Raw genomic sequence first — 26,659 nt, forward strand, 5'->3', positions numbered from 1 at the left:
GTGCGATGGTCCGGCCCGTTCCGGGCCTTGTTCAAGCTGGCATTCGGCAGCAGTCCGACATCGTCGCGCTGGTCATGCGGAACGCCGCATTCCTGCTCGTGTCGCTGGTTTACCTGTCGCAGTCCGGGCGCACGGTGACCGGTGTTGTCCTTTTCGGGCTGACAGTGGTCTGGTCAGTCTGGCGGCTCCGCCGCCGTGACCTGTCGGCGCGCTATCTCGTGTGCGATGTCGCGATCGTGGTCGTCGCGGCCCTGCTCGAGTTCGCGATCGTGCCCGCGACCGTCGCGGACATCACCCAGTCGGTGACCCGGGTGCTCGCGTACCCAGTCGTCGTCTCGGTGGCGATATCGCGTCAGAAGCGGTGGTCATTCGCGGTGATGGCGGCCGTGACGGTGTCTAGCGCCGTCGGCGATCAGCTCCTCTTCGGGGCACCGAGTTCAACCGTCATGATCTTCGCGCTCAATTGGTGGGCGGCTACGTGGATTCGTCGGATGGTGCTCAAGGCGGCCGCGGCGAGCGATACCGCGGATGCCGAGGCGCGCCGGGCCCAGTTGCGGGAGCGCGTTGCGGTGGCCCGAATCCGGTACGAGCGAGAACAGTTCGCGACCCTGCACGATACGGCCGCGTCGACGCTCCTCATGGTCGCCAATGCGGGCCGGCTCGATCCCGAGCGACTGGCGACTCAGGCGGCGCGCGATGTCGCCGTGCTGACTGATTCGTCGAACATTGTCGGCTCGGATCTCGAGGTCGACCTCGTGGCCGGATTGGAGCGGGTCGGCGCCGAGTGCCGGACGTTGGTCACGGTGCGCAGTTCGGGACCGGTCGTGGTCAGCCCGTTGATCGCCGGTTCGGTGATGGCTGCCGTTCGGGAAGCGCTCAACAATGTCGACCGGCATGCGTTCGCGACCTCGGTGCAGGTGGACGTCACCCCGGACCTCGTCACGGTGACCGACGACGGGATCGGATTCGATCCCACCGAACCCCGGCTCGGATTCGGATTGCGATTTTCGATCGAGGAACGCATGCGACGAGCGAACGGATCAGCTGAGATTTCGAGTTCGCCGGGTGCGGGTACCACGGTGTCGCTGGGCTGGGTTGCGCCGTCGGTCGAGGTCGAGGCCAGTTCACCGACCGATGTCGGCCGAGTGCTGCGGAGCTTTCAATACGGGCTCGCGTTCGCGCAGGTTCTCCTGCTCATACAACTGGTGCTCATCGTGTTCGGGGTCGACGGGATCAAGTGGGGGCTGTCGACCGTCACCGCTGCGATGCTGTTCGGTACGTGGGTCGTGGTGACATTGCTCGTGCGCGAGCGGTTCATGTTCCTACGCTGGCTGTGGGTCGTGCTGCTGGCCGTTCTCGACCACTGGTACCTCGTCACGCTGCCGACCTCGGACTTCCTCAGCCCGCAGAACTGGGTGACGAACGCCGTGGGATGGGCCGTGGTGGCGGTGCTGTGCGGATGGGTCGGATCGTGGCGTCGAGTCTGGATCGGGACAGCAATCCTCGGCGCGATGTGGGTCATCGACACGGTGATCATGGTGTGGCGGGATCCGAGCGGGCCGGTCATCGAGTGGGCGGGCTACAACCTCGCGGCGATCGCGAGCATGCAGTTCGCGGGCTTGTTCTGTGGCTGGCTGCTCGCCGAAGCCGTGCACCGGGCCGACGACCTCGGTCGCGGGCAGCACGCCGCGGAAACGCGTTTCGCGGTGGAACAAGCCCTGCAGCAGGACTACCGGAAGCGGTTCGAACGACTGACGACCGAGGTCATCGTTCTGCTCCGCGGGTTGGCCGATCGTTCGCTTCAGGCCGGAGACGTGCGGGTCCAAGAGCGGGCGCAGGCCGAGTACTCGCGTCTGCGCAGGCTCTTCGCGCAGGCAGACTCGTTCGAGCATCCCCTCATGCAGCGTCTGCGGCCGGTGTTCGATGCGGCCGCTGACCGAGGTGTTGACGTGACGTTCGACGTCCAGTCGCGGCCACCGGATCTCGCCGACCAGGACATCGAACCGATCGCCGCGGCGATCGATCACCTGGTGGAGGGCTCGAACAATCGGGTTCGGCTGGTGGTGTCGTCGTCCCAGGAGACGGTGACCGTGAGCGTGGTGAGCGACAGCACCGACAACGTCCGAGCTCTGGTGCGGGATGCCTTGGCGGACGGCGAGTTTCAGCTGACGGTAGCCGACACGGTCACCTGGCTACGGGTTCATCTGCCGGTACCCATCGCCGCGTAGAGCACTTCGGCGAGGGTGAGCGCGGGTGCATTGAGCTGTGCGGCTTGCGTGCGGCACGAAAAGCCGTCAGCGAGCAGGGTTTCGCCCGTCGCGAGGGCCGGTCCGATTCCGTTGGCGGCGATCGCCATCGACACGTCGAAGTGCCCGGTTTCCATGCCGAAGTTGCCCGCCAGGCCACAACACCCGCTGATTTCGGTCACGGTGGCGCCGGCCCTTCGGAGCAAGGACCGATCGTGGGCGAATCCGAAGACTGCGTGCTGGTGACAGTGCGGTTGGGCGACGAATCGCTTCCCCTGCAGGTCGGGGATCTGCCATTCCGGCTGCTCGAGGAGGAACTGTGCGAGCGTGCGGGTCGCGGCGGCAATCTGCCGGGCTCTTGCGTCGTCTACCAATTCCGGTAGATCGCTCTTGAGAGCCGCCAGGCACGACGGTTCGACGCCGACGATGAGTCCACCCCGGCTCACGTGCGGCCACAGGGCGTCGACGGTTCGCTCGAGACGCCGCTTGGCGGTCGTCAGTTGGCCGGTTGTGACCCACGTGAGCGCGCAGCAAGCGGATTCGGGACTCACTCCGACCGAGTGGCCGGTCGATGCGATAACGTGCCGCGCGGCCTCGAGCACCTGCGGCGCAAACGCCCGCGTGAAGGAGTCGGCGAACAGCATGACCTCGCCCGTTCCGGACCGGGTGAATCGTTTGTTCGCGAGCTTCGGGAGAGTGCGCCGGGGATCGATGCCGGCCAGTCGCTTCGCGGTTCGAGTTCGCGTCAGGGCGTTCGTGAAGCGCGGAATCCTTGTCGCCATGGTCAGCCACGCCGGCAGACGTCCCAGGGAGTAGTGGCTCAGGGGCCGCAGTCTTCGCTGGTAGCGACGGTGTAGGACCTCGGACTTGTAGGTCGCCATATCGATCCCGGCCGGGCAGTCCGTGGCACATGCCTTGCACGAGAGACAGAGATCGAGCGATTCCTCAACCGCATCGGATGACCAGGAGAGGTTGCCGTCGATGACTTCCTGCAGTACCCGTGCGCGGCCCCGGGTGCTGTCCTTCTCATCGCGGGTCGCGCGGAAACTCGGGCACATGAAGCCGGGTGCGTCGGCGCGACACTTCCCGACTCCGACGCACCGGTGCACGGCCATCGACAGGTCGCCGCGGTCGTTCGAGAGGGCGAAGGCGGATTTTCCGGCTGGCCTGCGTGGCCGCCGAAGGTCGGTGTCGAGCGGCTGGGGATCGACCATGACGCCCGGATTCAGCAGTCCGATCGGGTCGAAAAGGTGCTTGAACTCGGCGAACGCGCGCAGCACTTCCGGCGAGTAGAGGATCGACAGCAGTTCGCCGCGGGCTCGTCCGTCGCCGTGTTCGCCGGACAGCGAGCCGTTGTGTTTGGCGACGAGTCGGGCCGCATCGAGCATGAACGCACGGAAGTGCTTGGGTGCCTTGGCCATCGGCAGAGTCAGGCGAGTGTGGATGCAGCCGTCGGCGAAGTGGCCGTAGGTCAGACCAGAAGCGTTGTACGAGCGCTTCAGGTCGTCGAATTCGCGCAGGTAGGCGGCCAGATTCTGTTGCGGTACCGCCGCGTCTTCCCAACCCGGCCACGCAGGTTCACCGTTGATCCGCCCGGCCAGGCCGGCGCCGTCCGCGCGGATCGCCCACAGCACGACGGCCTCGGCGTGGTCGGCAACGATGCGTGCGGTCCGCCCGGCGGCGACCTGTTGGGCCACCGCCATCGCCTCGGCAAACGTGTCGCCGGCGAGCTCCACGAACAGCCAGCCGTTGCCTTTCGGCAGCTCAGGTGGGGTGCGGCCGTGCTGCCGCACGATGTCGATGAGTCCGGAGTCGAAGCCCTCGACCGCGGTCGGTCCGAGGTGGGCGAAGTTTGCGACGTCCACGGCTGCTTCGGCCATGTCGGCGTACCCGAGGATGACGAGGACGGTCGCCTTCGGGATCTCGACGAGCCGCACCGTCGCCTGTGTGACGACGCCGAGCGTGCCCTCCGATCCGACGAACGCCTTGGCGACATCGGCCCCGCGCTCGGGGAGCAGGTGCTCGAGGCCGTAGCCCGATCCCTGCCGTTCGAATTGGCCGAGTTCGGTGCGGATCACCGCCAGGTGCGCGAGCGTGAAGTCTTCGAATCCAGCGGTGCCCGGACCGAGGATCAGCGGTGAGGCATCGCTTCGCAGGACCTCGAGTTCGACCACGTTGTCGCTGGTCCGGCCCCAGGCGACCGCTCGCGGACCACACGCGTTGTTGCCGATCATCCCGCCGAGCGTGCAACGACTCTGCGTCGAGGGGTCCGGCCCGAAACGCAGGCCGTGCGGTGCAGCGGCGGCTTGGAGCGACGCCAGGACGATGCCGGGTTCGACGATCGCCGTGCGTTTGTCGGGGTCGATGTCGACGAGCCGATTGAAGTGCCGGCTGAGGTCGACGACGAAGCCCGGCCCCACGGCATTGCCGGCGACCGACGTGCCGCCACCGCGTGCCGTGATCGGAATTCCGTTGGCGGACGCGAACTCCAAGGTCGACGCGACGTCTTCGCTCGACCGGGGGAACACGACCGCCTGCGGCAGCACGCGGTAGTTGGAGGCGTCCGAGGAGTACTCGGCGCGACGTCGCGGCGAAGCATCTACCTCGCCGGCGATCCGGCGGCTCAACTCCTGGGCCGCGTCCATGTCTCTCAGCGTATTTCTCCTTGACCTAGATGACCGGTGGTGCGGTGGATTCGTAGGTGTGTCCGGTGGGTGTTCGGGTTTCGAAGGTGTGCCTTTCGCCGTTGATGGGTTTCTCGGAGAATCCGGGTGCCTCCTTGTGGTAGTTACAGGCTTCGCAACGGCAGGCTCCGTCTTCGGCGCTGGTCGCTCCGCCGTGGCGGGACCGGATGATGTGGTCGTGGTGCTTGATCGGTGCCCCGCAATAGGGTGTGCGGCAGCGGTCATCGCGCAGGTCGAGGAACTCGGCCAGCGGTCGGGGGAACAGGCGCCTGCGCGAGTCCATCGCCACGAGTTCCCCAGTGGCGGGTGCCAGGTACAGCCGCCGAATCCAGGTTTTGAGCCTCGCCGCGACCGAGTCCCGGATCCACTGTCGCGCGATCGGCCCCGGGATGGTGCCGTACCCGGGGACGCGGGCTGGGTGATCGTCACCGGCGAGCAGGGTCAGGTCGGTGATGACGAGCCCAACCGAGACCGGGATGTCGGTGGCGCGACTGATCCCGAGCACACGTTCGACCAGCAAATCGGCCTCGTACTGGGCGGGGGTCCTCGGCTCGCCGCTGGTGATCCACTTGGCTGCTTTGGCCAGCGTGGCTTTCACGGCAATGGCCTGCTTGAGCGGGAGCAAGGCGGTCAGGTAGGCCATGCCGTCGGCGGCGGTGCGGACCGTGACTCGTCGCTGGGTTTCGGCGAGCTTGTTCCGCCGCAGTCGCGCCTCGACATCGAGCAGGTCGGCGGCTTTGCGGGTTTCGGTTTCGAACCGGTTGTCGCTCCAGCCGGCGAATCGGGATGCCTCACTGCAGAGGGTGGTGTCGACCGCCTGGCGGTCGATGGCGTCCAAATGGCTGATGCCGCGGCGGATGATTTGCGCGCGGTATTCACTCAGTACGCCGTCTTGCATGCGGGCAAGCGCGTTCGGCATTTCCGTCATCGGGGCGCGAGCCAGCGTGAGATGCGCTTGGCCGGCCGTCGGAGACTCACGCCGGGCGAGAGCAACTTGCGCCGCCACCCCAACCCCGTGCTTGTCTTTCGGCAGCCCCATCGCGGCGTGCTCAGTCCGCACCGCGCGGTACAAGTCCGCGGTATCGATGGCCTGAGCCGCGCAGATCTGCGCCTTCAATTCCTCCATCTGCGCGACCCGATCGACCCGAGTCGCGTTATCCACATGCCGATCCAGCGCCACCACGTGGCGCTGAAACTCTGTGATCACATCGCTTCGCGCCATTCGAACATACATGCGACCTACGACAAGTGGCCAACCTATAACTGCAGGTCAGAGACTTAAGTGCAGTTTCTAATGTGGCTAGTCAGCACCACTTTGTTTACGCCCAGCGCAAACAAAGTGGGCCCTTGTCGGTACCCCGGCCTACCCTCATTTGGTGAGTATGGAAATGGTGGCGTTTCGCCAGCTGATGCAACGGTCGTCCGGCGTAGACGATCAGCGTCCGTTCTCGTGGGCGACGGTCAAGCGGGTCGGCACCTTTGCGGGCCCGCACCGCAACCAAATCATCGCGTTCGTCATGTTGAGCGTCGTGTCTGCCGGGCTCGCGGTGTGGACCCCGGTCCTCGCGGGCCAGGTGGTGAACGGGATCGTCGGCCACAAGGCTGCCGATGTGGTCGTGAAGCTCGCGCTGTTGATCGCCGGGCTCGCGGTTGCCGATGCTGTTCTGGGTCTCATCATTCGCTGGCTGTCGGCCAACATCGGTGAGGGTCTGATCCTCGATCTGCGCACCGCGGTGTTCGATCACGTACAGCGGATGCCGATCGCGTTCTTCACCCGCACCCGGACTGGCGCGCTGGTCAGCCGCCTCAACAACGACGTCATCGGAGCGCAGCGCGCCTTCAGTGACATCCTGTCGGGCGTCGTGTCGAACATCGTCATGCTCATCCTGACACTGGTGGTCATGGTCGGGATCTCCTGGCAGATCACGCTGCTCGCGCTCCTCCTTCTTCCGGTCTTCGTGATTCCGGGCCGGCGCATGGGCGACAAGGTCGTCGGAATCCGGCGCGAGGCCGCGAACCTGAACGCGGCGATGAACACGCAGATGACCGAGCGATTCTCGGCGCCGGGCGCGACTCTCGTGAAGCTGTTCGGACGTCCCGATGCGGAGTCGGCCGAATTCTCGGCACGCGCGAGCCGGGTCGCCGAGATCGGCGTGCGTTCGGCGTTGCTGCAGACGGTCTTCGTGACCTCGCTGACGCTGGTGTCGTCGCTGGCGGTCGCGCTCGTCTACGGACTCGGTGGCTACTACGCGATCAAGGGTCAGTTGGACGCCGGAGATGTAGTGGCACTTGCCCTTCTGCTGACCCGCCTGTACACGCCACTCACGTCGCTGGCCAGCGCGAACGTCGACGTCATGGGCGCGCTGGTGAGCTTCGAGCGGGTCTTCGAGATCCTCGACCTCGAGCCGCTCATCAAGGACAAGCCCGACGCGAAGTCGGTTCCAGCCGGCGCGGTGTCGGTGGAACTCGACCACGTGAAATTCGCCTACCCGTCCGCGGACAAGGTCTCGCTGGCGTCGCTGGAGGAGGTCCGCGTTCTCGACACTCGCGGCGGCGAACAGGTTATTCATGACATCTCACTGCGTGCCGATCCAGGTCAGGTCATTGCCCTCGTGGGTTCGTCGGGTGCCGGCAAGTCGACGATCGCGCAGCTCGTGGCTCGCCTCTACGACGTCGACTCCGGCGCGGTTCGCCTCAATGGTGTCGACGTGCGCGACCTCTCGGCCGAGTCGATCCGCCGCACGGTCGGCATGGTGACCCAAGACGGTCACCTCTTCCACGAGACCATTCGCTCGAACCTCACCCTTGCTGCGCACGAAGCCAGTGACTCGCAGATCTGGGACGCGTTGGAGCGGGCCCGGTTGGCGGATCTCGTGCGATCCCTGCCGGACCAGCTGGAGACCGTCGTCGGCGAGCGCGGCTATCGACTTTCGGGTGGTGAGCGGCAGCGACTGACCATCGCCCGACTGCTGCTGGCGCAGCCGCGAGTCGTGATTCTCGACGAGGCCACGGCCTCGCTCGACTCGACCAACGAGGCCGCGGTGCAAGAAGCGCTCAACGAGGCGCTCGATGGACGCACCGCCTTGGTGATTGCCCACCGTTTGTCGACGATTCGCGCAGCCGACCGCATCCTGGTGATCGAAGACGGCCGAATCGTCGAGCAGGGCAGCCACATTGAGCTGTTGGCGGCCGGTGGACGGTACGAGGAGCTGTACCGTACGCAGTTCGAAACCGAGCCGGTGGAATGACAACAATCCCGAAGTAGCTGTCAGTATGCCGGTATACAGCCAATATGTATGCCGTGACTGATGTTGCTGCTGAGGCGCCCCACGATTCGGGGCCGGTGCGCGATCGAAAGAGTTGGGCGCCCGTTGCCGTGTTGCTCCTGGCCCTGGCGGTCATGGCGGGTGCGTTGTTCTATGGCCTCGGATCGCAGGGTTCGATGGCGCCGACGGTCCTCACGGTCGACGGATCGGATTCCGCCCGCGCGGACGAGATCCTCACCAGCGACTTCACCGTTGGCCGGCCACAACTCCTGTTCAAGGTCGACACTCCCAAGGGCGTCGACGACCCGACCATGGAGCAGCAGGGTCTTGCCCTCACCGCACGTATCGCGGCCGCTCCCGGCGTCACGGAGGCGGGTTCCTACTGGTCCGAGGAAAAGCTCCCACTCATGCGTGGGTCGGACAAAGACTTCGCGCTGATCCTCATCTCGCTGAAGGGCTCACGCGCCGAGCAGCGGGATACGGCCGTCCGTCTCATGGACGAGTTCACCGGCAAGCAGGGCGACCTGACGCTGGAACCGACGGGCGAAGTACCGACCCAGATTGCGATCGAAAAGCAGAGCCGGCACGACCTCTGGCGTGCGGTCCTACTGCCCGCGCCGATCGTGGTGCTGTTGCTCGTCGCCTTCTTCGGGCCGGTGACGGCGCTCATCACTCTTGGAATCGGCGCGTTCGGGGTTTCGGTGGGTATCGGCCTGCTGCGCGTCGTCGATCAGTTCACCCCGATGTCCGTTTTCGCGATCAATATCGTGACCGCGCTCGGGCTTGGTCTCGCGGCCAACTTCACGCTGTACGTCATCTCCCGGCAACGCCGTGTGGGCAATGCAGCGTCGGCACTGCGGGTGGTCAGTTTTTCGGTCGCGACCATCGCGGTCGGATCGTGCGCACTGTTCGTCTTCCCGCTGGGGCAGTTGCGATCGTTCGCCTTCGCGGGCATCGTGGGCGCGATCGGCGCAGGTGTCGGCGCCCTCGTGGTGCTGCCCGCGGTTTTGACCCTGCTGGGTGGCCGAATCAACCGATTCAACACCGGGCTGCTGACGCGGGGGATCGGCGCTCGGTGGGACGGGCTCGGCCGGGCGATTGTGCGCTGGCCGACGCTGCCGGCACTGATTGCTACTGGCGTGGCGATTGTCATTGCCTCGCCGGCTGCCCATGGCATCCACTTCGCGGAGTCGAACGAGAAGGTGTTGCCGACCGAGAACTCGGTGCGCGCCACGACCGACGCCATCAATGCGGGGATGGGTGGTCCTAAGGGAAGCGTCATGGTGGTGCTGCCGGGTGTCGACGCGTCGGCACGCACGACCGAAGTCTCGAACTATGCGACCGAGTTGTCCAAGGTCGACGGTGTCGTTCGCGTCGACGCTGCGACCGGCTCGTACGCGATGGGCATGCTCGTCAAAGCCCCGTTCGAACAGAGCAAGCGCTTGGCCTCTCCGGAGGGCTCGGTGCTGAGTGTCGGGATGAAGTATCCCGGCGATGATTCCCGCGCGATCGAACTCGTGCGTTACCTCCGCGGCATGCCAGCGCCCAGCGAACCGCTCGTGACGGGCGGTGCGGCATCGATCCTCGATGCCAAGAACGCGCTGGTCAAGTGGCTGCCCGTGGCCGGCGGCCTGCTCGCCGCGTTCGTCGTTCTGGTCATGCTGTGGTTCAGCCGGAGCGTTGTCACCGGCCTTCTCGCCGTGGTCAGCTGCGGGTTGACCCTCACCGCGATGGTCGGTGCCGTGGTCTATCTGTTCCCGACGGGCATCGATGTCGATATGACGATGTTGATGCTGGTCGTGGCGTTCTTCTTCGCGATCGACCGGCACATCTTCCTCATCGGCGCGATCGGCGAGCAACGCGAAGAGGGCAATTCCTCGGCGACGATCGTGGCGAAGGGAGTCGGGGTGTCGGCTCCGATCATCGTCGGCACGACCATCATCGTGGCGGTCGTCCTCGCGGCGTTCGCGACCTCCGGCCTGGCTCCGATGCGCATGCTCGGCATCGGACTGGGCGTGGGCGTCATCCTCGACGCGGTCCTCATGCGTCTGCTGCTCGTTCCGGCGGTCATGACGCTCGCCGGTCCCGTGGTGTGGAAGCTACCGGAACCTGCGGAAAAGCTTGCCGATGCCGGCCGACACCACCGGGGTAATCGGTAGTCCGATCAGCATTCGGACCGTCGTGGCACACAACGACGCGTAGGCGAACGGCCTGGACCGGAATGTCCAGACGGTGCGGATACCTGGTGTGGTCGGACGACCCTGGACTCGAGCACTGATCCACTCCAGCGCGGTCGGCACCGAGAGCGGCAACCCGCTGAGGTGTTCCGCAAATTGAACCCGAATGTAGGTGACGTCGGCACCGGCGGAAATGTAGCGCTCGACCTGACCGTCGACATCGGTGACCGAGATGATCTGGTCGTGGACGGGCTGCACGACGAGCAGCGGGCACGACGGTTTGTGTGTGCCAAGCTGCAGGTCATCGAGGACCGCGACGACTTCGGGGGTGCCGAGCAACTCTTTGAGCGGCTCGTCGACGTAGTCGTCGAAGTCGGTGTGGGCCAACCGCAGAATGGCACCGACGGTGGTGAGCCGACCGGCGAGATCCAGTAGCCGACGACCTTCGAGCGTCACGTGGTCGTGGATGACCGCGGACAGCGCCGGGTAGCGGGGTCGGATCCCGGCGATCACCAACGCGGCGAGCCCGGCATGGAACGTGCCGTTGAGCCGCCAGAAGGCGTTGTGCGGATTGCCGACCGGTGCACCGAGGACGCCGCCGACGAGGTTGATCTCCGGGGCGTACGTCCCCGCCATTTCGACCACCCACGACGTCGCCATGCCGCCACCGGAGTATCCCCACGCCGCGACCGGGACGTCGGAGCGAATGACCCCGTGGTTCATCGCCGCGCGCAGACCATCGAGGACGCGGTAACCCGGTTCGCGCGGAGCACCGAATCGACCGTCAAGGCCTTCGTGGTCGGTGACCACGACCGCCCAGCCCTTGCGGAGTGCGGCGCCGATGAAGAAGAACTCGATGGGCACCGCGGAGCCGAGCGTCTTGGCGCCGCGTTGCAGCAGGTAGGACGGGAATCCTTGGGACGTCACGACGTCGATCGCGCACTGGTAGGCCACGACCGGACGCGGAACCGCGGGGTCTGCGCCCCGCGGTAGCAGAACGGTCGTGACGGCCGCTTCCGGGTGACCGTCGAGGTCGGTGCTGCGATAGAGGAGTTGAACTGCGTCGATCCGCTGGGGCACGACACTGAGCGCCGCGACGTGAACGTAGCGGGTGCGAATCACGGTGCCTGGTTCCAGCGCCGCGAACGTGCGTGGCGGTCGGTAGAACGGATCGTCGGCGGGGAGAAGAGGGCGTTTACGCAGGTCCCATCGCCTGCGCTCGGCAGGCGCGACCGGCGCGGTCGTTGCACCGAACTCGCTGAGCTCAACGCTGACGCTCATAGCACCCCACTCGGAAGCATCGTTACTTCACTACCGAATGTAGCGCTTCGACGAAGAATGCCCGCGCCCCTTACGGAGTCGACACGATCTGGCGGTACATCCACCTGACAGCGCTCGAAACCGGCAGCGGCAAAGCCAGAGCGGCGGGGGCTTGCTCCGCAGGCGCGGTGTCCGCCGGGATCGCCGCCGGGCGGCCCCGGTCTACCAAGAGTTCCAGTTCCCGATTGACGAGATCGGCGCGGACCAACATCGTCATGTGTCCGCTGTCCGGCACGGAGACGAACCGTGCTTCGGGAAGCGCGTGGAGCCAGCCGTCATAGCTCGAAGGCCTGACCAGTCGGTCCTTTTCGCCGGCGATGATCGTCGTCGGGATTGGCGCGAGCCGCCGGAGGTGGGGTCGTTCATCGTGTTCGAAGATTCCCGCGATGTGGCTGGCATATCGGCGTGGATTCGATTCGTAGACCATCCGAGCGGTGAGGCGTCGAGCGGTGAGATCGACGCTGTCGTTTCCGGCGACGGCGAGCCAGCGCATCGCGAGCAGGTAGGGGCCCATCCCCAGTATTCGAAGGGTGAATGCCGGCAGAAGACCGGACAGTCGGGCCACTGCGGCGGCGTACTTCTGGATGAGCCACACGACGGGCCGGAAGATCCAGGAAAGGCCGAACCAGACGGCATCCTTGGCCGGACCGGGGGTCGCGTCCAGAATCAGGACACCGCGCACCCGGGCGAAGATGTCCGGGCGAATCGCCGCGAGCGCGAAGATGGTCATTCCGCCCATGGAGTGACCGACGAGGACCAACTCGCGGGTCGGGGCGCACTTATCGATCACGGTCGCGAGATCGTCGGCGAGAACGCGTAGGCCGGGAACGTTGTTGTCGAGTTTTCCGTTTCCGGATCGGCCGTGCCCGCGGGCGTCGTAGAACACCGCACGGCAGTCGGCGGGGATGGCCGCTCGCTGAAAATGCCAGGCCCGCATGTCATTGCAGATTCCATGCGCGAACACGATCGTGCGGGTCGCGTTGGCGGGCCCTTCCACCTCGGTGCGCAAAAGTACGCGGTCGCGTGTCTGGATCTGCCGGGCCAGTCGCTCGGATTTTGGAATCTGGTCGTAGGGCGATCCGCAGGACAACGAATTGACGTAGACCAGGCCCAGCGCCAATGCGCCGCCGGTCAACACGACTGCGGCGACACCTATTCCTGCTGGCAGGAGGGCCTCTTTGCCCCCGATCCGGAACAGCACGTAGGCAGCGCCGCCGAGCGCGATGAGAGCGGCGGCTCCGGCGCCGAAACTGAGGCCGAGGAGGCCGAGAACCTGACGTGCCATCGACGGGCGACGGCGGGCGTACTGCTGGTCGTTCTCACTGAGCCACCAGGGCGATTCGTTGGCCGTCACGCTGTGCCACTCCTGCATATCGCTTTTTCCTACAATGTGTAGGAACGTAATCTACAACGTGTAGGAATGCAATGGCTGGCGCGAGAACGAGTTCGATCAGGGTGATGATCCGGCCGAGGCGAAGGATTAGGTTGTCGGCCTCGGTGACGAATTCGGAGAACTGCTGCATCGTAGAGGTGCCCAACCGGGTGAAGTCGTCCAGCTGGTTGAGCGTCGTTTCGACCTGGAGGGCTGCCGCGCTAAGTGAGCGGACTCGGCCGGCCATTGCCGAATTGCGCACTCGGGCCCGTGCGGCAGCCACGCGCCCAGGGTCTTGTCTCGTCGCTGTTGGGGTGGGCGATACCGGCACCTGCTCCGCCTTCGGTTGACCTCGGACCAATTCCTACATCGTGTAGAATTATGGCGGCTCGGTCGCCTGTCAAGGCGGAGGCGTCGGTTACGGCTGGACCGACTTGAGTGCGTTGAGGAGGAACTCCTCGGTCGCGGCCGCCTCGACGCCGAGCGTTCCGAAGACTCCGCTGCTCTGGTCGATGAGGGCGAGAAGTAGATGCTCGGTACCCACATAGTTGTGGCCGAGACGCAGTGCTTCGCGGACCGTCAGTTCGAGCGCCTTCTTCGACGCACCGTCGAACGGGATCATCGTCGGGATCTCAGCGCCCTCGGCCGCTGGATTGATCGAGCCGGTTGCCACTTCGGTCAACTGCTCGATGGAGACGTTCTGCGCCGCAAGGGCTTTGATTGCGAGGCTGTCCGGGCTGGCGGTGAGGCCCAGGATGAGGTGCCCGATCTGGATGTCGGTGTTACCGAGCTTCCGTGCCTTCTCCTGTGCGGTCACGATCGCCAAACGCGCCTTTTCGGTGAAGCGCGTGAACATGTTCTCGGTTTCCTTGGGCGTGAAGCGCTGCTGCGCGGCCTGGCGGGTGACGCCGATCGAGCCTCCGATGTCCGTCCAGGAGGCGCCGCTGCGACGGGCCTGGTCGACGAAATGGCCGATCAGGTGGTCGGAGACCTCGCCGATGTGGTCGGCGATCATCACCGCTGCGGTCAGTTGCTCGAGAGGCTTTTCCGGGTAGCCACGGCGGATGCCTTCGATGAGTTCGTCCAGTCGGATGTTCTTCATTGCGTCGCTCGTCATGGTGTCAAGGCTAGGTTGACAGGAAGGCACTGTCAACCGTCTCTTGACAGTAGCGCCCGAGGTGCCGGTCAAATCTGCACCCCATTCGCGTAGAAGTACCCCTAACTTGTCGCTGGCCGTGATGTTTCTGGCAAGTAGGGGTGCGGATTTCGTGGGGTCATTGCGTGCTCGGCCACAATGCAAGTTATGTCCTACGACTTCTGCGTCATCGGCGGCGGCATCGTCGGGTTGGCGGTTGCACACCGCCTCTTGTCCGAGCGCCCGGGGGCATCGCTCGTCGTGCTGGAGAAGGAAAACGCGCTCGCGGTTCACCAGACCGGCCACAACAGCGGGGTCATCCACTCTGGCATCTACTACGAGCCGGGCAGTATGAAGGCCCGGTTCTGCCGCGAAGGTGCCGCGGCGACAAAGGAATTCGCGAAGGAACACGGCATCGCGCTCGATGTCCGCGGCAAGCTGCTGGTCGCGACCGACGAGGCCGAGTACGCCCGGATGCTGCGGCTCGACGAACGGGCCCGCGTCAACGGCATTCGCGCCGAGCTCATTGATGCCGCGGAGCTGCGCAAACGTGAACCGAACGTGCGCGGGACCGGTGCACTCTTCATCCCGGACACCGGCATCGTCGACTATCCGGCGATCACTCGGAAGCTCGGGGAACTGGTCCAGGCGGCAGGCGGCGAGATCGTGCTCGGAACTGCGGTGACCGCCATTCGAGAGGCGTCCGATGGCGTCGAAATTCGTGCGGGCGATCGGGTGTGGACTGCGAGGCACTTGGTCGTGTGCGGCGGCCTGCAGGCAGACCGGCTGGCGAAGCTCGCCGGCGTCGACCCCGGCTGTCAGATCGTGCCGTTCCGCGGCGAGTACTACCAATTGCCCACTGCGAGATCGGGTCTCGTCCACCACCTCATCTATCCGATCCCGGACCCAGCCCTGCCGTTCCTCGGCGTTCACCTCAACCCGACGATCGACGGAAGCCTCACCGTCGGACCGAACGCGGTGCTCGGACTCGCGCGCGAGGGCTACCGGAAATGGAGCTTCAATCGGCGGGACTTCGGCGAGATGGCGCGCTTCCGCGGCAATTACCGAATGGGTAGACAACACGTCCGGACCGGCGTCCGGGAGCTGCGGAACTCGGCGTTCAAGCGCGGCTACCTGGCTGAATGCCGCAAATACTGCCCGTCACTCGAGCTGTCCGACCTGCAGCCGCGTCCCGCCGGAATTCGCGCGCAGGCGGTTTTGAAGGACGGCACCCTCGTGCACGACTTCATGCTGGTCAGGACCGTTCGGATGCTCCACGTCCTCAATGCGCCGTCGCCCGCCGCGACTTCTGCGTTGCCGATTTCGCGCCACGTCGTCGCGGAGTTACTGGGCTGAGACCCGCCGCCCTTAGGCTGATCGACGTGATCATCGTGAGCACCGACGGATCGTGTCTGAAGAACCCGGGCGGGGCGATCGGCTGGGCGTGGGTCAACCACAACGGCCCTTCGGCCAGCGGCGGAGCGCCGGTCGGCACGAACCAGATCGCCGAACTGCGTGCAGTTCTCGAGGCGATTCGCGCCCATGGCGGAGACGAGCCGCTGCTCATCGAGAGCGACTCGCAGTATGCGATCAAGTGCGCTTCCGAGTGGATTCACGGCTGGAAGCGCAAGAACTGGCGTACCGCCGACGGCAAGCCGGTGAAGAACCTCGAACTCATCCAGGGGATCGACTCGGCGATCAACTCCCGCAAGGGTCCGGTCCGTTTCCGCTGGGTGCGCGGCCACGTCGGCAACTACTACAACGAGCAGGCCGACCAGCTCGCCGGGGAAGCCGCACGTGCGGTCCGCGACGAGATCGTGGTCGAAGACGTTGTGGTCGAGGAACCGATCGTCATCGAACCCCGAAAGACGCCCGTGCTGGTCGGTGCGCCCGCAGAAGAGATGGCTCTCTTCCCGGGCAACGACCTGACGCTTTTCTAGAATCCGCGCTTGATCACTCGCCCGTGAAGTTCGGGGTGCGCTTCTCGAATACTGCGCCGATGGCTTCGAGCAAGTCCTTCGACGCGAAGAAGGCCGCGTTCCAGGCGGCGACGTAGTTCAGGCCGTCGGCAACGGCGCCCGCGCGCTGCCGGTGGAGAACGTCCTTGACGCCTTGCACAGTCAGGGGAGCGTTTGCGGCGATCTCTCGAGCCGTCGCGTGCGCCGCTTCGAGGCACTCTTCAGGGGTCGCGAACACGTCGTTGACGAGCCCGATCTTCTCCGCGCGAGCACTGTCGATGTCTTTACCGGTGAGCGCGAGCTCGCGCATGTGCCCGTCCCCGATGATCGCGGGGAGGCGCTGGAGGGAACCGATGTCGGCGACGATGGCGATCTTCGCCTCGCGCACGCTGAACTTCGCGTCGGCGCTGGCGTACCGGATGTCGACGGCGGCGATGAGGTCGACGCCGCCGCCGATGCACCAGCCCTGGACCGCCGCGATAGTCGGCTTCCGGCATTCGGCTACCGCGGTCACCGAGCCCTGCCACCGCTTGACCATGTCGTGGAATTCGGTCCGTGGGCCGGCGAGGGCGTTCTCGCTGCCGACGAGCGGCGCGATGAATCCGGCGGCCGCCTTGAGGTCGAGGCCGACGGAGAAGTGTGCGCCGGAGCCGGCGAGGACGACCGCCCGGACTTCCGGGTCCCGGTCCAACTGACGGAAGATCTGCGGCAACTCGTCCCAGAAATCGGGACCCATCGCATTGCCCTTACCCGGGCCGGTCAAAGTCACCTGTGCGACGTGATCCTTGGTCTCAACTGTGAATGCTTTCCACATCCGAATTCCCCTCGCCGGTGAGCACTGGCCGCCAGCATATCCAGCCAGCCACAGCGAGTTCACGAACAGACATCAGAGCGCTTCGAGGCGAAACGCGGGGCCCACGAGACCCGAAAAACAAGATGGCACCCTCAGGCAGGAGAGACCGGCGAGTCGACTGCCTGAGGGTGCCAAGTTTGTGGCGGTTACCCGCTTACTTCACCAAAGGACCGTCCACCTTGGTGACCATCCACTTGCCGTCCTGCTTCTCGACCGTCGCGACGACCGAGAGCGTGGTGTCCATGGAACTGCCGCCCGTGGCGATCGACATGATGGACTGGCTGATGCCGATGACGATCCGCAGGTGTCCGGTCGAGGTGTCGACGCCGCAGCTGGTGCCCGTCGCCCGCGACGAGACCTCACCCTGCTTGAGCCAGTTGCCGAGTTCGCTCTGTCCCTTGAGGAACTGCGACTTGAAGTCGCCCGAAGCGCGCGACAGGACCTTCGCGTAGTAGTCGTTAAGGTTTCGGTAGTTGTACGTCGCCAGGATCGGGGCATAGGCGCAGATCTCGTTGCGCGCTTCCTGCTGCGCAGAAAGCTCGGACTGCGCCTTGCCGCCGAGAACCGGCAGCGGGACGAACATACCCACGATGAGGCCCACGATCAGCACGACCGAGACTGCGAGCGGCGTCCAGAACAGCCAGCGCCGATCCTTCGGCTGGGCGTTGGCGGTTGCGGGTGCTGCTTCTTCGAGTGTGTCTATGTCATCGGTGAGGGTCATTCCCCGTCCTCTCGGGTCAGTCGAACATTGGAGCGTTGAGCTTGGTGCAGAGCCACGTACCGTCGTGCAGTTCCATCTCGGCGACCATCGCAACCTGGGCGGGTCGCGGTGCGGCATCGGCGGAGGTCTTGAGGCTCTGCGCGACGGCGACGACAACCGTCGCGGTCGTCCCGTCCGACTCGACGAGGCCGCATTCGGTGTCGCCGGCTCCGGACACCATCTGCGATCGAGTCAGGACGTCCCGCATACGGTCGGCGGTGTCGGAGAAGTCCTTCTTCCACTCGCCGGTCGCGCCGTCGAGGATCTTCTTGAAGAACGGATCCAGGTTCCGGTAGTCGAAGGTGACGATCTCCGGCACGTAGTAGCAAGCCGCCCGACGTGCCTGTTCGCCGGCCGCCGCACGACTCTGTGCGGCGGACTTCGACTGGTTCTGCACGAAGAAGTACACCGCTGCGATAGTCACGACTGCCAACAGCACGGCGAGCAACGCGGTGACCGGGTGGCCATCGCGTGCGGGCTCGGGCGCCGGCGCGGGCCGGCGTCGCTGGAGGGTCGCGGACTTGGTCATGAAAAGGTGCCGCTACTTCGTCAGGAACGGCACGTCGACCTTGCTGCAGAGCCACTTGCCGTCGATGAGTGACATCGTCGCGACAACGCCGACCTGCTTCGGAACCATCTGACCCTGGGTCCCCACACTGCCCGAGCGGACCGACATCACGACCACGACATCGACCTGGTCAGTCGTGCCGCCGCGAACGCCGCACTGCGCGTCATCGACGTGCGACGTGGCCTTGGCCTGCACGAGGGTGTTCCGTAGCTCCTGGAACGCGGCCGTCGCTGCGAATTCCTTCTTGGCTTCCCCGGTCGCGCCGTTGATGAGGTCCTTGAAGAACGGGTCTAGGTTCTTGGAGTCGTAATTCTCGAGCTTGGGTGCATAGGCACAAGCCGCCTTCTGCGCTGCGCTGTACGCGTCACGAAGGTTTGAATCCTGGTTCCAGAAGAACAGGGATGTGCCGGCCACACCCAGTGAGGCGAGGACAACGGTGCTCGCACCGCCGAACGCCGCCCACTGCCTGCGGGACCAATCGGGCAGAGTCGGCCGAGGCAGCGAGATCTTCCGCTTGGCCTTCTTACCTGCCTCGTCGGCCTTTGTGTCGAGTGTCGCAGTCATCAGTTCACCTCGATTTTTGGAGCGCCCAAGAGGGCATCTGCGCTGATGCTGCCAGCCCGAACGGTGTTCGACATCACACCAGGTCGTTTAGTTAGGAAACGGTGCTCAAGCTGTGGGCAGGCCGAGACCTGAGTACGAACGTGCAGGAAAACATGCCCGAAAACGCAGAACGCCCCGCCGGATAACCGGCGGGGCGTTCGTGCCTTCTAGTGGGGCGGCCCGGAACCTGAGTGCTTGTCCGGCTCGATGAGCGGGATCGGCGCCAAGAAGGCCTCCGGGTTCTCCACGGCTCCGCCAGGAGGCAGAGCGCGGTAGTCGAACGGGGGCAGATCCTTCGGCACGTTCGGGTGCCACGACACGGATGTCAATGGCGTGAGCTTCCAGTTCGGGTCGTACTGGGTCAGCTTCTTCGGGTCTTCCCAACCCGTCGTGCCGTGCTCGTAGCCGTTCGGCGTGATGCCGGGCGGCGGGCCGGACGTGTTGTCGGGTCCGGGCGGTCGTGGTGCGTTCGCCGCACCGCGGACCTGCGTCGCCGGCATGTTCGGCTCGAGGCAGTAGTTGTACAGCGGCACCCGTGGATCCTGCGGGATCTTCGGGTCACGCGGCTGGACGTAGTACTCACAGTTCGGCCGGATCCAGATGTCACCCATGACGTGGAAGTCAAAACGACCCGGAGGACCGGCGATGGTCTGGTGCCACGGAATCTGCAGGCGCTGGCCGGCGAAGGCCATGGCGGGGAACAGGGCGCGGAAGGCCGGTGCTCGGACCGTCGCCGCTTTCATGATTCGCGCGAACGTGTGGGTGAACTCGGTTGCCGGGTCGGCGATGTCGTTGACCGTGTCACCGAGAGAGGTGGTCTCACCGGGTGCGTTGTCGAGGAACTTTCGCAACTCGGCGTTTGCCTTCGTCAGGTTGTCGAAGATGGTCTGCGAGTTTGCCGCCAGCGTTCCCAGGTCGGGCTGCGCCAGAGAGGTTGTGCCCAGGATGACCTTGAGGTTGTCGATGAGCCCCTTCGTCTGCGGAAGCAGGCCGTCGAAGCCGGCGATGGCGATCGAGGTACCCGACACCACGGTGTGGAGTGGGGCTGAGCCGTCCTTGAAGGCCTTGTCGAGCTCGCTGACGATCGTGTCGAAGCGGTCCGGCGGGATCTGGCTCACCAGGTTCGTCAGGTTGTCGAGAACCGATGACAACGGCTGCGGCGTCTTGACGTTCGTCCCGTAATCGATATGCGCGCCGTCGGTGAGGTACGGTCCGCTGTCGGTCTTCGGCTTGAAGTCGATGTACTGCTCGCCGGCCGCCGAAAGTGCCTGGACCGAGACATCGACATCCTTGGGGATGTTGTAGTTCTTGTTGATCTCGACTTCGGCCTGAACACCGGTCGGCGTGATCTTGAGATCCTTGACCTGACCGACGCGGAGACCGCGGTAGGTGACGTCGTTACCCGGCTGCAGACCGCCTGATCGGTTGAGGTCGACCGACACGGTGTTGAACCGCTCCAGCGGGTTGATGCGCATGATCGCCACCAACAGGTAGCCGGCGCCGACCACGAGCAGCAGGACGAGACCGAGGTTGGCGAGCATAACCTTTCGACCGAGCAAATTCTTGATCATCGGTTGCTCCCTGCGAACTTGGCGTATGCCTTCTGCAGCATGTACGTCATGCTGATGACCAGGAGGTTCACGTCACCCAGAGTCGGCAAGCGGCTTCCGGTGTCGTAGAGGACACCGATTGACAGCGCCCCAAGGACAAGGTCGGTGCCGACCGCGCTGCTCTCGGTGTTGACGCGGATCCGCGGCTCCAAGGCGTGGATCTTGTCCGCGAGCCCCGCGAGGTGATCGTCCCAGACGTTGACCGCTGTCGTGATCTTGTCGGTGCTCTGCAACAGGACGTTCATCGCACCGGTGCTGGTCGCCGAGAAGTCGCCCAGAGCGTCGAAAGCCTGCGCCGTCGAGCGGACCGCGTTCCCGAGGTTCTGGTTGTTCGTCGCCAGGACGCTGATCGTGCCCGGAAGAGAGTCGGCAACATCGCCGAGCTTCTTCTTGTTGTTGTTCAGCGTGTTCATGAGCTCGGTCGTCTGATTGAGTGTGCCGTCGAGGGACTCGGTGCGCCCGTTGATCGTGGTGATCATCGAGGTCAGCCGGTTCAAGGTATCGACCAGAGTCTGGTCTTTGCCGGCCACGGCCGAGCTGATCTGGTTCAGGACGTCCACCGCGCGCGTCAACGCGCCACCGTTGATGAGGATGCTCGCTTGCGACAGCAGTTCCTCGACGGTCGCCGCCGCCTTGGTGTGCGTGTTGTCCAGCCTGCCACCGTCCTTGATGGGCGGTCCGGCTTGATCCGCCGGCGGCAGGGTCAGCGAAATGAAGACGTCACCGAGTGGAGTTGCCTGGCGAAGTTCCGCCGTCGTTCCCTCGGGCAGGATGACTTCCTTCTTGATCTTCATCTCGACTGAGGCCTTGTAGTTCTTGGTCGAGATGTTTTCGACGGACCCGATGTCGGCACCACCGGACTTGACCTTTGCGTCAGTCGGCAGATTGAGTGCGTTGTCGAAGTCAGCCGTGATCGTATAGCCCTCGCCCGCCGGATTCGGCTTCGGCATCGGGAGATCGGAAACGCTGAGACCACAGCCGGCCACGGTCACGCTGGTCACGGCGACCAGCGAAGTCATGATGAGCCCTTGCCTGAGTTTCATTTGAGATTCACCACTCCCAGCATGGCCTCGGTGATACCGAAGTCCGGTCCAAAGTCCTTCAGGCGACCTGTGCGGCAGCCGTCGGCGTGCATCAGAATTCGCTGACAGAACACTGCGATGTGCTCACCGTCAAGGATTTCCTTGTCCAAGTTCAAGTGGATTCGGGTCGATCGGTCCTGGACGCTGACCGCGTTGCCGAGGTTCTGCATTGTCAACGGCAAGACGTCAATAGTCTCCGTGAGCTTCCGGGCGTTGTCCTGCAGCTGCTGGGACACCGAGGTCAGGTTGACCAGCGATTCCTTGAGCTGAGGACGGTGCGCCTCGAGCACGGTCGAGGTGTTCTTGAGGAACGCGTTGACCTGGTTGAGTGTGGCCTCAAGGCCGGGAGACTGCTCGGCGAGCAGGTTGGTGAGTTTTGTGAGGTTCTTGGACAGATCGCGGACCGACGAGTCGTTCTCGGCAACGATCTGCGTCAACTCGTTGAGGTTGACGATGATGTTGCCGACCGCGTCCTTGTTGTCGATACCGACCTTCAGCGACTTCGACAAGTTGTCGATGATCTCGCGCAGATGATCGCCCTGTCCGTTCAGAACGTTGTAGGCGACTCGACCGGATAGCGGTCCGAGCTGGTCCTTTCCGGCCGTACCCTGCAGGTCCTTACCGATTCGGTCCAAGGTGTTGAGGACCTCTTCAAGCTCGATCGGGGTTCGCGTCCGGCTGAGCGGAAGGTGTGCCCCCGGCTCGAGAGTCGGCCCGTCACCGCTGTACGCGGGGACGAGTTCGACATGCCGGTTCGTCACGATGCCGGGCGAAATAAGCGCTGCCATAGCGTCTTTCGGCAGCTTCACACTTTTGTCGACCGAGAATTCGACCCGGACGAACGTGCCCATCGGCGTGACCTTTTGGATCTCGCCGACCGGGACACCGAGAACGTCGACTTCGTTGCCCTCATACATGCCGGCAACGTTGGAGAAGTCGGCGCTGTAAAGGTTCTGCCCGGTCAGCGCCGCATTTGCGGAGTCTGGGAGAGCCGAGCAGCTCGCGGCGGCCAGGCTGAGGACGCCGACTGCGGCGACCCGAGCGAGGGTGGTCAGTCTTGTATTCATCAGCGGCACCCCGGAATCACGTTGACGGCACACAGCCAGTTGTCTGGGAACAGCCAAGGCGCGAACACCTCGATGTAGTTACCGTTTCCGGAGGCATTGGCGAGCTGGCGGAAGGTGACGGGGAAGATCTCGTACAGTCGCTCGAGGTTGTCCCGGTTTTTCGTCAGACCCTGGCCGAGCGTGTTGAGTTGGTCGATGAGACCACCGAACTGGTCGGCGTTGTCGATACCCATCTGCTGGAGCTGCGCGGACATCTGTGCGATGTTGTCCAGCAAATTCCTGATGAGCGTCTCGCGGTCTTCGATGGCCGTGAAGATCTCCTGGCCCTGCGTGACGATCGACAGCACGCTGTTGTGGTTCTCGCTCAGCAGCTGGCTCACCGAGTCTGTGTTCTTCAGCAGCTTGTCGAACTGTTCCTGCCGCTTGGCAACGACGTTTCCGATGACGCCGAGGGCGTCAAGCGAATTGATCAGATCCTGCGGGTTCTTGCCGAACTGGTGGTTCACCGCGTCGAGAGCCTCAGCAAGCTTCTTGGTGTCGATGTTCTCGAGTTTGTCGAACTGGTTCGGGTTGTTGGGGTCGAAGGAGTTCGGGTCCTGGTCGGTGCCGTACACGAGCTTGGCCAGCGAGAACGGAACTTCCGTGTTGCTGAGCTTGATCCGGTCATCGGGGAGGCCTTTGCCGTTACCGGGCGTGAGGTCGATGAACTGCGTACCGAGGATCGTTGACAGCTTGATCACTGCCTTGGCGTCCGGACCCAGCTCGACGTCCTTGTCCAGGTCCAAGGTCGCCACCACATGGTCGTTTTCCAGGGCCACGGACTTGACCGAACCGACGGTGATGCCGGCGGTCTTGACCTTCTGGCCGGCTTTCATCCCGGCGGCCTGCTCGAACTCGGCCTTGACGCTGTTCTGCCCGATACCGGCGACCTTCCATGCCGACGAGCCGAGGATCAGCACGCCGATCAGGATGACACCCGCTACACCGAGCCAGAACATTCTCTGGCCCTTGAAATCTGGTCTTGGGATTGCCATTAGCGGCACACCTCCGAATGACTCGATCCACCGATCTGCTCGAAGAGGCCGCGGGGGAAGATGACACCCCACAGCGAGACGTCCAACAGACAGACATTGATTCCCAGGTACGCACCTTCGCTTGAGATGCGAGCTAGGTCCGTCAGGACCAGCGGAGCCTCCACCGCGAGTCGATCCAACTTCGGACCGTCCGCGATCAGCAGGTTGAGAGCGCCTGTGGCGGAGTCCTGGGCGTCCTTGAGCGCCGGCCGGATCGTGGTGATCAGATTGACGAGGTCGGTGCTCGTGTTGGCTAGCCGGTCCGTGGCGTCCTTGAGCGAGGCACCCTGATCGGATAGACCCTGGATCAGGACACGGGACTGCGCCAGCAGCGTGTCGAGCTGGCCACTGCGGTTCGCGAGGCCTTGGGTGACGTTGGCGATACTTTCGATCAGGTCGCCAAGGATCTGGTCCCGGTCGCTGAACGTCTTGGACAACGCGGTTGCCTGGACGACGAAGTTGCTCAGCGACAGCTTGTCGCCCTGGAGAGCGTTGACGAACGTCTCCGACATGGAGTTCACAGCCTTCGGGTCCATGACCTTGAACAGTGGCTGGAGGCCGCCGAGCAGTCCCGAGACATCAAAGGACGGTTCGGTGTTCTTCATCGGGATGGTGCCGCCGACGGGGAGGGGTTCCGGCGAGCCTTCGCCCATCTCGAGTGCCACGTACCGCTGACCGATGAGGTTCTGATACCGGACCAGCGCCTTCGTGTTCTTGAAGATCTTCTGATCCTTCTCCATCTGGAAGTCGACGGTCGCATAGTCCGACGGTGTGACGTTGTTGTCGTGCTTCAGCGCGATCTTGTCGACACGGCCGACGCGGACACCGGCGATACGAACGTCGTCGCCGACCTTGAGTCCCATGACGTTGCTGAAGTTCGCGTGGAAGTCGTTGGTCGCCCCGACGACTTGGCGCTGCAGGGTCGAATAGATCAGAACCGTTAGTGCGACGGCCAGCACCATGAAGGCGGTGAAGCCGATAAGTGGTTTCCGGATACTCACTAAACCGCTCCTTCCCCTGGGCTGACCGTGATGTATCCGCCTTGCAGGGCGGTGCCAATCAGCATGTACTCGAGTGGGCTGGGAGCCCGGCCGAGCAGTGCTTCCATCGCTGCCGCGCCGGTGAAGGACGCGGGAGTGAAGCTCGCCGGCTTCGTGCCGGGTGCGGACGGAACCATCCACGGGAACGGAGTCGGGTTCTTGGCACTCGGTGCCTTCGGAGCCGCTGGTGCCGTGGGTGCGCCGTGGCTGTCGCCCTTGGGCGGCAGGAACGGCGCCAGTGGTCCGGCTTCGTTCACGTTGCCCTTGGCGGCGGCGTCCGCGTTGTGGCCCAACGAGTGCGGGTACATGTTCTCCGGCAGGTAACCGGGGTCACCGTGGATCGGAGCGGTGTAGCAGCTTGGCCCTTCCATGTCGCCGTAGCGCGGGCAGTCGGCCCGGACGTACGGACGGAACGGCGTGAACGAGATGTTCGCGACCTGGGTCAGGTACGGCTGCGGGGCCCACGGTCCGGACTTCTTGAACGCTCCCACGATGCCGATCAAGGATTTGTCGAGTTCCGGAATCGAGGCGTTCAACGCACCCTGGTCAGCGGACAGGTTGTCAAAGACGACCGCGGTCGACTGAACCAGAACCTTGCCGAGGTCGGGGTTCCGAGCGAACAGGTCGTGCGCCGAGTCAAAGGCGTAAACACCGGCGAAGAGCAGGTTCTCGAACTGGGTCTGCTTCTCGATGAGGGTCAGGTTGGTCGTGACGGAGGCCGCGAGGCCATCGATGAGTTGCGGCATCGACACATTGAGCGCGGCGAAACCAGCCGAGGTCCTGGCCAGGAGGTCCTGACCAGTCGGAGTTCCGTCGTCGAGCGCCTTGAGAACGCGGTCGAGTCGCTCGAGCGTCGATCCGGGAACACGGCCCTCCGGATCGAGACCGCCGGCTATCGCGTTGAGGATGTTGCCGAGGCGTTCCGGCTGGATCGCCTTGAGCAGCGTCCGAACGTCGGTCAGCGTGGACTGCAGTGCCGTGGTCTCGACGCTGGTGTCCTGGGCGACCTCGTCACCCGAGGCGAGCGTCTTGTTCGAGGCCGTCTCCGGTGCGAGCAGCTCGATCGAGTTGACCGCGAACACGTTGGACGGAACGGTTCGGGCGGTGACGTTCGAGGGGATCGAATCCGCGAACTCGGGCTTGAGGTGAATCGAGACGTCCTGGTTAGCGCCACCCTCAGTCGACTTCACGGAGTCGACTTCGCCGACGAGCACGCCCTTGTACTTGACGTCCGCTTTCGGCATGAGGCCGTCGCCGGTTGTCTTCATGATCGCGTTGATCGGGACGTACTTATCGAAGAAGCCGACGTAGCGCAACATCAGCAGTGTGAGTGCGACCGCAATGATGAGGAACATTGCGATGCCAGCCACGTATAGCTGGCGCATCGTGGGTCCGCGTCCACTCGGATCAATGAGCATCAGTTCACCCCTATCCCGAGATCCGGATGCCTGGGGTGATGCCCCAGATGGCGAGTGTGAGGAACATGTTGGCGAAGACGACGACGATGAAGCACATTTTGATGGCGCGGCCGGCGGCGACGCCGACGCCTTCGGGTCCGCCGGAGGCGAAGAAGCCGTAGTAGCACTGGATGAAGGTGCACAGGGCGGCGAAGACGATGGCTTTGATGACGGACCAGAAGATGTCTTGGGTGAGGAAGAAGGCGTGGAAGTAGTGCATGTAGGTGCCGGCTGAGGTGCCGCCGAGGATTTGCACGGTGAGTCGGCAGGACACGTACGCGACCGCGAGGCCGATGACGTAGAGGGGGATGATCGCGATCATGGCGGCGATCATGCGGGTGGTGACCAGGTAGGGCAGGGGCCTAATGGCGATGACGTCCAACGCGTC

At 64.4% G+C, this 26,659-nt stretch carries 22 protein-coding genes; 5 read left to right on the top strand and 17 right to left on the bottom strand.

Annotated elements, in window-relative coordinates:
* Positions 1-5 precede the first annotated feature (5 nt).
* On the top strand, positions 6-2,228 hold the full coding sequence (locus F600_RS30240; protein ID WP_156024490.1) for a sensor histidine kinase: 2,223 nt from the start codon (positions 6-8) through the stop codon (positions 2,226-2,228).
* On the opposite strand, the gene F600_RS0108370 is transcribed toward F600_RS30240, so the two are convergent.
* Both F600_RS0108370 and F600_RS0108375 read right to left on the bottom strand, forming a co-directional pair.
* The gene (locus tag F600_RS0108370) at positions 2,201-4,891 is read right to left on the bottom strand and encodes an FAD-binding and (Fe-S)-binding domain-containing protein (RefSeq protein WP_018160156.1); all 2,691 of its coding nucleotides are present in this window, start codon (positions 4,889-4,891) and stop codon (positions 2,201-2,203) included. The two genes, F600_RS30240 and F600_RS0108370, sit on opposite strands and share 28 nt — an antisense overlap.
* Positions 4,892-4,916: 25 nt before the next feature.
* Positions 4,917-6,092 carry an HNH endonuclease gene (locus tag F600_RS0108375; protein ID WP_245541495.1) on the bottom strand — a complete coding sequence of 392 codons (1,176 nt, stop codon included), beginning with the start codon at positions 6,090-6,092 and terminating at the stop codon, positions 4,917-4,919.
* 214 nt (positions 6,093-6,306) lie between these two features.
* Here F600_RS0108375 and F600_RS0108380 point away from each other — a divergent pair, with 214 nt between their 5' ends.
* Both F600_RS0108380 and F600_RS0108385 read left to right on the top strand, forming a co-directional pair.
* A complete protein-coding gene (locus F600_RS0108380) occupies positions 6,307-8,178 on the top strand; it encodes an ABC transporter ATP-binding protein (RefSeq protein WP_026306305.1) in 1,872 nt (623 codons plus the stop codon).
* Between the two features lie 53 nt (positions 8,179-8,231).
* Entirely contained in the window at positions 8,232-10,355 is a 2,124-nt protein-coding gene (locus F600_RS0108385; protein WP_162141400.1) for an MMPL family transporter, read from the top strand.
* On the opposite strand, the gene F600_RS27490 is transcribed toward F600_RS0108385, so the two are convergent.
* From F600_RS27490 to F600_RS0108405, 4 genes are all read right to left on the bottom strand, one after another.
* Positions 10,296-11,654, bottom strand: a complete 1,359-nt coding sequence (locus F600_RS27490; RefSeq protein ID WP_018160160.1) for a lipase family protein — start codon at positions 11,652-11,654, stop codon at positions 10,296-10,298. The genes F600_RS0108385 and F600_RS27490 overlap by 60 nt on opposite strands.
* Before the next feature lie 70 nt (positions 11,655-11,724).
* Entirely contained in the window at positions 11,725-13,047 is a 1,323-nt protein-coding gene (locus tag F600_RS0108395) for an alpha/beta fold hydrolase (RefSeq protein ID WP_018160161.1), read from the bottom strand.
* Entirely contained in the window at positions 13,013-13,348 is a 336-nt protein-coding gene (locus tag F600_RS31875) for a hypothetical protein (protein WP_162141401.1), read from the bottom strand. The genes F600_RS0108395 and F600_RS31875 overlap by 35 nt, the downstream gene beginning before the upstream one ends.
* Positions 13,349-13,483: 135 nt before the next feature.
* On the bottom strand, positions 13,484-14,182 hold the full coding sequence (locus tag F600_RS0108405) for a Clp protease N-terminal domain-containing protein (protein ID WP_018160163.1): 699 nt from the start codon (positions 14,180-14,182) through the stop codon (positions 13,484-13,486).
* Positions 14,183-14,368: 186 nt separating this feature from the next.
* On the opposite strand from F600_RS0108405, the gene lhgO reads away from it, so the two are divergent.
* Both lhgO and F600_RS27495 read left to right on the top strand, forming a co-directional pair.
* The gene (gene lhgO / locus F600_RS0108410; protein ID WP_018160164.1) at positions 14,369-15,556 is read left to right on the top strand and encodes an L-2-hydroxyglutarate oxidase; all 1,188 of its coding nucleotides are present in this window, start codon (positions 14,369-14,371) and stop codon (positions 15,554-15,556) included.
* A gap of 26 nt (positions 15,557-15,582) precedes the next feature.
* The gene (locus F600_RS27495) at positions 15,583-16,140 is read left to right on the top strand and encodes a ribonuclease H family protein (protein WP_018160165.1); all 558 of its coding nucleotides are present in this window, start codon (positions 15,583-15,585) and stop codon (positions 16,138-16,140) included.
* A gap of 13 nt (positions 16,141-16,153) precedes the next feature.
* On the opposite strand, the gene F600_RS0108420 is transcribed toward F600_RS27495, so the two are convergent.
* The 11 genes from F600_RS0108420 to F600_RS0108470 form a co-directional block, all read right to left on the bottom strand.
* Complete coding sequence (locus tag F600_RS0108420; RefSeq protein ID WP_018160166.1) at positions 16,154-16,972, bottom strand: crotonase/enoyl-CoA hydratase family protein; 819 nt, start codon at positions 16,970-16,972, stop codon at positions 16,154-16,156.
* Between the two features lie 193 nt (positions 16,973-17,165).
* Complete coding sequence (locus F600_RS0108425) at positions 17,166-17,732, bottom strand: hypothetical protein (protein WP_018160167.1); 567 nt, start codon at positions 17,730-17,732, stop codon at positions 17,166-17,168.
* 16 nt (positions 17,733-17,748) lie between these two features.
* The gene (locus F600_RS0108430) at positions 17,749-18,300 is read right to left on the bottom strand and encodes a hypothetical protein (protein ID WP_018160168.1); all 552 of its coding nucleotides are present in this window, start codon (positions 18,298-18,300) and stop codon (positions 17,749-17,751) included.
* A gap of 12 nt (positions 18,301-18,312) precedes the next feature.
* Positions 18,313-18,903: a hypothetical protein gene (locus F600_RS27500; RefSeq protein WP_018160169.1), complete on the bottom strand. Its 591-nt coding sequence runs from the start codon at positions 18,901-18,903 to the stop codon at positions 18,313-18,315.
* Positions 18,904-19,109: 206 nt separating this feature from the next.
* Complete coding sequence (locus tag F600_RS27505) at positions 19,110-20,513, bottom strand: MlaD family protein (RefSeq protein ID WP_018160170.1); 1,404 nt, start codon at positions 20,511-20,513, stop codon at positions 19,110-19,112.
* The gene (locus tag F600_RS0108445; RefSeq protein WP_162141402.1) at positions 20,510-21,571 is read right to left on the bottom strand and encodes an MlaD family protein; all 1,062 of its coding nucleotides are present in this window, start codon (positions 21,569-21,571) and stop codon (positions 20,510-20,512) included. The genes F600_RS27505 and F600_RS0108445 overlap by 4 nt, the downstream gene beginning before the upstream one ends.
* 20 nt (positions 21,572-21,591) lie before the next feature.
* Positions 21,592-22,701: an MCE family protein gene (locus tag F600_RS0108450; protein ID WP_040630925.1), complete on the bottom strand. Its 1,110-nt coding sequence runs from the start codon at positions 22,699-22,701 to the stop codon at positions 21,592-21,594.
* Positions 22,701-23,735 (bottom strand): MCE family protein, encoded by a 1,035-nt coding sequence (locus F600_RS0108455; RefSeq protein WP_026306307.1) that lies wholly within the window; start codon positions 23,733-23,735, stop codon positions 22,701-22,703. Before F600_RS0108455 ends, F600_RS0108450 begins: the two co-directional genes overlap by 1 nt.
* Positions 23,735-24,775: an MCE family protein gene (locus F600_RS0108460; RefSeq protein WP_026306308.1), complete on the bottom strand. Its 1,041-nt coding sequence runs from the start codon at positions 24,773-24,775 to the stop codon at positions 23,735-23,737. Before F600_RS0108460 ends, F600_RS0108455 begins: the two co-directional genes overlap by 1 nt.
* Positions 24,775-26,232: an MlaD family protein gene (locus F600_RS0108465; RefSeq protein WP_026306309.1), complete on the bottom strand. Its 1,458-nt coding sequence runs from the start codon at positions 26,230-26,232 to the stop codon at positions 24,775-24,777. The genes F600_RS0108460 and F600_RS0108465 overlap by 1 nt, the downstream gene beginning before the upstream one ends.
* Before the next feature lie 10 nt (positions 26,233-26,242).
* Positions 26,243-26,659 (bottom strand): ABC transporter permease (locus F600_RS0108470; RefSeq protein ID WP_018159165.1); only part of this gene is annotated, 417 nt, incomplete at its 5' end.

This window comes from Smaragdicoccus niigatensis DSM 44881 = NBRC 103563, from assembly GCF_000380645.1.
Classification (GTDB): domain Bacteria; phylum Actinomycetota; class Actinomycetes; order Mycobacteriales; family Mycobacteriaceae; genus Smaragdicoccus; species Smaragdicoccus niigatensis.